We start from the raw sequence: 5,732 nt of genomic DNA on the forward strand, positions 1-5,732 counted from the left end.
GGCTCACCGAGATCAAAGCGGAATACGACCCACGCAACGTCTTTCACATCAACCAGAACATCCGAACAGCCCGCTGGCCCCGCCGGCACCGCCCGCCCCGCCGTCAGCACCGGCATTGGAGGACCCGGACCCGCCGGCTCCGCCGTTGCCGATCAACCATCCACCGGCACCACCGTTTTGTCCCGTGCCCGCGGCGCCGTTAGCGCCGTTGCCAACCAGTGGGCGCCCGGTAGCCGCCACAAACTGTCCGTTGATCACATCCATCAGGCTCTGCAAGGGCTGCGCGGCGGCAGCTTCGGCCGTCGCATACGAGCTCGCATTCCCGGACAAGGTCGCAACGAACTGCTCGTGAAAGGCTGCCGCTTGCGCGCTGACATTCTGATACCCCTGGCCGAGCGTCCCGAACAGTTCGGCGATGGCGATCGATACCTCATCCTCGGCAGCAGCCAACAGATTCGTCGTGTGGACCGCCGCGGCGGCGTTAGCCGACTCCAGTGCCGAGCCGATTCCGGCGAAATCTGTTGCCGCCCAACTCATTGCCTCAGGCAACGCGATGACATAGGACATTTCGAGACCTCCCTACGGGTCATGACCAAATGGTCGTGACGAACTTGCTCGCCAGACCGCCGTCGATCTGTGAGTTCTTGGAAAAAGGGTTGGAGTTATCGCCCCGACTGGCAGTGCACTGCCTCGAGGTGTTTCAGCCGCCCTCGACGGGGCGGACGGGGCGGCTCAGGTGGCCGACTAAGCCGGTCGGATGTTCTGGTTGATGTGAAAGACGTTGCGTGGGTCGTATTCCGCTTTGATCTCGGTGAGCCGGCGATAGTTCGGGCCGTAGGTGGCACGGACTCGCTCCTGCCCCTCTTCCATCATGAAGTTGACGTAGGCACCGCCCGCCGCGTGCGGGTGGATCGCGTTCCAGTAATCCCCGCTCCAGCGCTTCAGCGTCTCCGCTTTGGCCGGGTCAGGATCGACCCCCGCGATCACCTGTGAAAAGGTGACGTCCCGGTAGGCCCACGCGGTGTCGGTTTGGCCGACCCGATTTACCGCACCGTCGACCGGGTAGAGGTGCATGGTCGAGTGCATGGTCGGCAGCTCCTCGCTGAAACGGGCGTGGGCCGCCACGGCGTCATCGGAAATGGTCCGGATGAAGTCACCGCGCCAATACCATTGCAGCCCTTTGGGATACAGCGCGTCAAAGCTGGACTGCAACGCGGGATAAGGAGCCTCGCCGATGCCGTAGTAGGCCGGCTGCATCTGCCGCACCGGCTCGAACACTTCGGCAGCGTGTGCGGGATCGCCTGTGTAGCACCACATCACCGCGCACGCCTTGTGCATGTGAAAGGCCTCGGGGAAGGCAGGCGTTGGCGGCACGGTCATGGTTGCGAAGAACCCGTACATGTCTTCGTCTTGCGCCGGAAGGAAATTGCGGTACCAACCGAGGATGTCAGCGGTCGCCGAGACCGGCCACGCCGTGACTCCGCAGCTGACGCTCTGGACCGGATGCAGACGGAATGTGAACGAGGTGACCACGCCGAAGTTGCCGCCGCCGCCGCGCAACGCCCAGAACAGGTCGGGATGCTGCGATTCGGACGCCGTCACCTCGCGGCCGTCGGCCAACACGACCTCGGCCTCCAGCAGGTTGTCGATGGTCAGGCCGTGCTTGCGGGACAAGTATCCGTGGCCGCCACCCAGGGTCAGGCCGCCGACACCGGTGCTGGAGATGATGCCGCTCGGTGTCGCCAGACCGTGTGGATGGGTCGCGGCGTCCACCTGAGCCCACGTGGCGCCGCCCGCAACTTTGGCCGTGCGCCGGTCGGGGTCCACCTCGATCCGGTTCAGCGGCGACAGGTCGATGACCAACCCGGCCTCCACAGTGCCGAAACCTGGCCCGTTGTGGCCGCCCCCGCGCACGGCGACCACGAGATTCGACGTGCGGGCAAATTCCAGCGCACAAGCGACGTCGGCCGGGGATCCGCACCGCGCGATCACCGCCGGCCGCTTGTCGATCATCGCGTTGTGCAGCGCTCGCGCTTCGTCGTAGCCGGGGTCATCGGGCGCAATCACGTCCCCGCTTAGCCGGGTACGCAGTTCATCTGTCGCCATGGTGATCATCATGTCTCGACGCTATGGTGCCGGGCATTCGTCCGTCATGACTACAACTAGGCATCTTTCGGGCACGTGGCGATAGTCAGATCTAACTATCGACCAGCTAGCCGGGCCGCGGCTACGTTGTGGTCATGGTGCAGTGGGTGCAGCCACCGCTTCCCGCAGAGCTGACCGCTCGCCGCGGTGGTCCACTTGTTGGCCGTGATGCCGAACTCGCAGTGTTTGAGCAAGCTTGGGGCCGCGTCGAGGGCGCCAAGCGCCAGGCGGTGTTCCTCGGCGGGGAGCCCGGAGCCGGCAAATCCCGTTTGGCTGCCGAGGTAGCCGGGAGGTTGGTCGATCACGGTGTCGCGGTGCTAGTCGGAAGCTCGACGGCCGACGCCAACATCCCGTACGCACCGTTTGCCGAAGCGTTGGATCGTTTGCTTATCGCCGCGCCGGCGGGTTCGCTGGCCGAGGCGTTGGCGGATGCGGGGCCACAGCTGCGGCGGCTGACAACGCAGGTGAATCGGCATCTGCCCGATATCGGCCCAGCCGACGACGGAGATCCGCTGCGGCGTGCCCTCTTTGACGCGTTGACCGGCTTTCTGCGACGACTGGCGGCCGATCGGCCGATCGCGTTGGTGCTCGAGGACATGCATTGGGCCCAGGTGCCGACACTGGCCATGCTGGAGCACGTGCTCGCCGGCAGCGTGGACGTGCGCATGCTGGTGGTGGCCACGTTCCGGACTACCGAACCCGATCGGTCCGAAGAGCTCGCGACCCGGATGGCAGACCTGCACCGGTTCGACGGCGTTCGGCGCCTCGATCTCGGAGGCCTCGACACGGAGGCGATAGCGGAGTTCGTTAGGCAAACCCAGCAGCTACGCCCGTCGTCAGCGCGCACGGCCGCGGCGTTGCTGCGAGACAAGACCGGCGGCAATCCGTTCTTTCTCACCGAGCTGTGCAACCACCTGGAAGTGCGGGGCTGGGACGGGTTAGCCGCCCTGAGTTCGCGCCAGGCCGTTCCGGCGTCGATCGGTGATGTCATCACCCGCCGGCTGCGCGGGCTCGGGGACCGCGTCCGCGGCGTCATCGAACAAGCCGCGGTGCTCGGCGAAGCGTTTGACCTGCCGGCGCTCATCGCCACCAGCGAGGCCGATCTCACGTCGACGCTGGCGGCAGTCGATTCGGCTGAAGCCGTCGGTCTGATCCGGGCGGTTCCCGGCTCGGACGGGGAATTCGCATTCGTGCATGCGCTGGCCCGTGAGGCAGCGCTCGACGGGATGGCCGCATCGCGGCAACGGATCATGCATGCGCGGGCGGCCGAAGCCCTCGAAGGGCGGGCCGATCCCTCGGTTGTTCCCCGCGTTGCCAACCATTACCTGCGTGCGCATGTGCTCGGCTACCACGCGCAGGCGTTGCACTTCGCGCAGAAAGCGGCTCGAGTAGCCGAGCAGAGTCTGGCGTACGAGGACGCGGCGAAATGGTTCGAGCGGGCGGCGTCGCTCCCCGAATTAAGTCCCGAGGACCGGGCTCGACTGAGTTTCGGTGCGGCCACAAACCACGTGCGCTCCGGGGATTTCGCCTGTGGCCGGGCCATTTACGGACGGGTCAGCACGATGGACGATCCGCTCATCCGGCTCGAGGCGGCCGTAGGGTACGAGGACGCGAGTTGGCGTCCCGGGCTGTCAGGTTCGAGTTCGAAGGCCGCCGATCTGCTGGCCACGGCGCTGGAAGTGTGCGGGTTGGACACCGACGACTCCCGCTATGTGCAGGCGCTCGCCAGTTTCGGACGTGCGTTGGCGTTTGCCGGTGAGGCAGCACGTGCTCGCGACGTCGGTAGCCGCGCCATCGACTGCGCGCGCGTCATCGGCGATCCGGCGGTACTGCTGCACGCGCTGCACGCCAGTCTCTGGCAGGGTGTCGCCCCGGAGATGTCCGACATCCAACTGCAGCGGTCGGACGAGCTGCTGCGTGCGGCGCAATCATCCCGCGACTACGACGCGCTCGGCTCGGTGTCGCATTTCCGTGCCTTGGTTAGCTATACCGTCGGTCGGCCGGACGATCTGGCCGCCTCGGCAGCCGAGCTGCAGCGCGCCGTGCAAGCGTGCGGGCAGCCCTTCTTCGGCTACATCAGCGCGTGCGTTAATCAGGCGCTGACATATCTGCGCGGCGACTTTTCCGGTGCCGAACGATGGGTGGATATCGCGTTGCGCACCGGCAACCAATTCGCCGCAGACGAGACAGACGGCTCGTACGGGGTCCAGATGTTTATGATTCGCCGCGAAACCGGGGACCTGAAAAGATTTGCCGGATTCGTAGACGGCAGTGAGACATTCGCCGGCCGGTGGGTGCCCGGGTTGCTTGCGCTCTACACCGAGCTGGGCTGTGAACGTGGCATGACGCGCGCACTCAATCACCTCCTCAACCGCAACCTCAGCGACCATGCCGAGGAAGCGAAAACGCCGATGGAGCTGGTATTCATGCTCGAGGCGGCCTTGGAGCTGGGCAATCGGGAAGCCGTGCACATGCTGCGCCCCTTCATAGCCCGCTATGCCGGCAAGAACCTGGCGGCCGGACAGTTCGTCGCGCTGTTCGGCAGTGCCGACAGATATCTGGCCCGGATTGCCGCATTCGGCGGCGACACTGATGCCGCCGAGCGTCTTTTCGACGCGGCGCTTGCCATGGACCGCCGAATGGGGGCGGCGGTGCACGTCGCGGAGACACTGGCCCGGTACGCGCTATTTGCCGCATCGGTAGGTCGCGTTGAACAAGCGCGACGCTTCGCCGACGAAACACGCGAAATCGCGACGCCGATCGGCCAAACCCGGGTTATCGGATTGGTGGATTCCCTTGCCGTGTCGGCCTCGCACGGCGCCAGTGGCCTAAGCGATCGGGAGATCGAAGTCCTGCGGCTACTGGCCGAGGGGCTGAGCAACCGCGCGATCGGCGAGCGTCTGTTCATCAGCACCAACACTGCTGCCAACCATGTCCGCAACATCCTGATCAAGACCGGCGCGGCGAATCGCACGCAAGCAGCGATGTACGCCGCCGATCACGAACTGCTCGGCTGACGGGTCAAATACCGGAAAGCGCACCGTCCGGCGTGAGGCGATCGGTTACTTGAACCACGACGTCGGCGGGAAGACCGGCACGGGTGGCCGCGCTTCTGATGGCCTCCGGCGAAGGTGCCTCGTAGAGGCAATACGTCTTCCGTTTGTCGGCGGACAGAAACGAGTACAGCCAGCGAACGCCTTCCTCGGAGTTGATGCGATTGATCCCGTCCAAAGCGTCGAGGCTGGGGTCGAGGACCTCCGCGTAGTTGCGCTCGATCATGAATATCGGCACGTGAACTCCTATTACTCATCCGGTCTTGGCGTCGAACCTACCTGGATTGCGTCAATCTGAACCAGCATTCGCGGTTGCCGGGGCCAGCTGTTTTCGCGCCGCCGCGAGTTTGCACATAATGCCAGCGACACGCCGCTGTAGCCGGTGTTTTGTGCACGCTCGCGACGCAGCACCAACCGAAACCAAAGTGACTTTGCTAGCCGGCACATGGAACAATCGCTGGCCGTGAAGACCTTCGAGGAGCTGTTCGCCGAACTCGGTTGGCTGTCGGCCCGCTCGATCAGCACGGCCTCCGA

At 65.2% G+C, this 5,732-nt stretch carries 4 protein-coding genes and 2 pseudogenes; 1 reads left to right on the forward strand and 5 read right to left on the reverse strand.

Annotation, left to right across the window (positions count from 1 at the left end; all coding sequences use genetic code 11):
* Window positions 1–51 precede the first annotated feature (51 nt).
* From A5634_RS30360 to A5634_RS18590, 3 genes and pseudogenes are all read right to left on the reverse strand, one after another.
* A pseudogene (locus A5634_RS30360) lies at window positions 52–264 on the reverse strand (PE family protein); the annotation flags it as partial.
* Between the two features lie 33 nt (window positions 265–297).
* A pseudogene (locus A5634_RS30365) lies at window positions 298–567 on the reverse strand (PE family protein); the annotation flags it as partial.
* Between the two features lie 177 nt (window positions 568–744).
* Window positions 745–2,106: an FAD-binding oxidoreductase gene (locus A5634_RS18590; RefSeq protein WP_253861731.1), complete on the reverse strand. Its 1,362-nt coding sequence runs from the start codon at window positions 2,104–2,106 to the stop codon at window positions 745–747.
* 134 nt (window positions 2,107–2,240) lie between these two features.
* Here A5634_RS18590 and A5634_RS30000 point away from each other — a divergent pair, with 134 nt between their 5' ends.
* Window positions 2,241–5,162 (forward strand): helix-turn-helix transcriptional regulator, encoded by a 2,922-nt coding sequence (locus A5634_RS30000; protein ID WP_065145502.1) that lies wholly within the window; start codon window positions 2,241–2,243, stop codon window positions 5,160–5,162.
* A gap of 4 nt (window positions 5,163–5,166) precedes the next feature.
* Here A5634_RS30000 and A5634_RS18600 read toward each other — a convergent pair whose 3' ends face one another.
* Both A5634_RS18600 and A5634_RS28990 read right to left on the reverse strand, forming a co-directional pair.
* A complete protein-coding gene (locus A5634_RS18600) occupies window positions 5,167–5,436 on the reverse strand; it encodes a DUF4242 domain-containing protein (RefSeq protein WP_065145503.1) in 270 nt (89 codons plus the stop codon).
* 11 nt (window positions 5,437–5,447) lie between these two features.
* Window positions 5,448–5,732 (reverse strand): hypothetical protein (locus A5634_RS28990; protein WP_216638750.1); only part of this gene is annotated, 285 nt, incomplete at its 5' end.

Origin of the sequence: Mycobacterium asiaticum (genome assembly GCF_001673365.1) — a bacterium.
Taxonomy (GTDB): domain Bacteria; phylum Actinomycetota; class Actinomycetes; order Mycobacteriales; family Mycobacteriaceae; genus Mycobacterium; species Mycobacterium asiaticum_A.

Coding starts and splice junctions, on each gene's coding strand:
- A5634_RS18590 (WP_253861731.1), bottom strand. CDS start 2,106: ATGGCGACAGATGAACTGCGTACCCGGCTAAGCGGGGACGTGATTGCG.
- A5634_RS30000 (WP_065145502.1), top strand. CDS start 2,241: ATGGTGCAGTGGGTGCAGCCACCGCTTCCCGCAGAGCTGACCGCTCGC.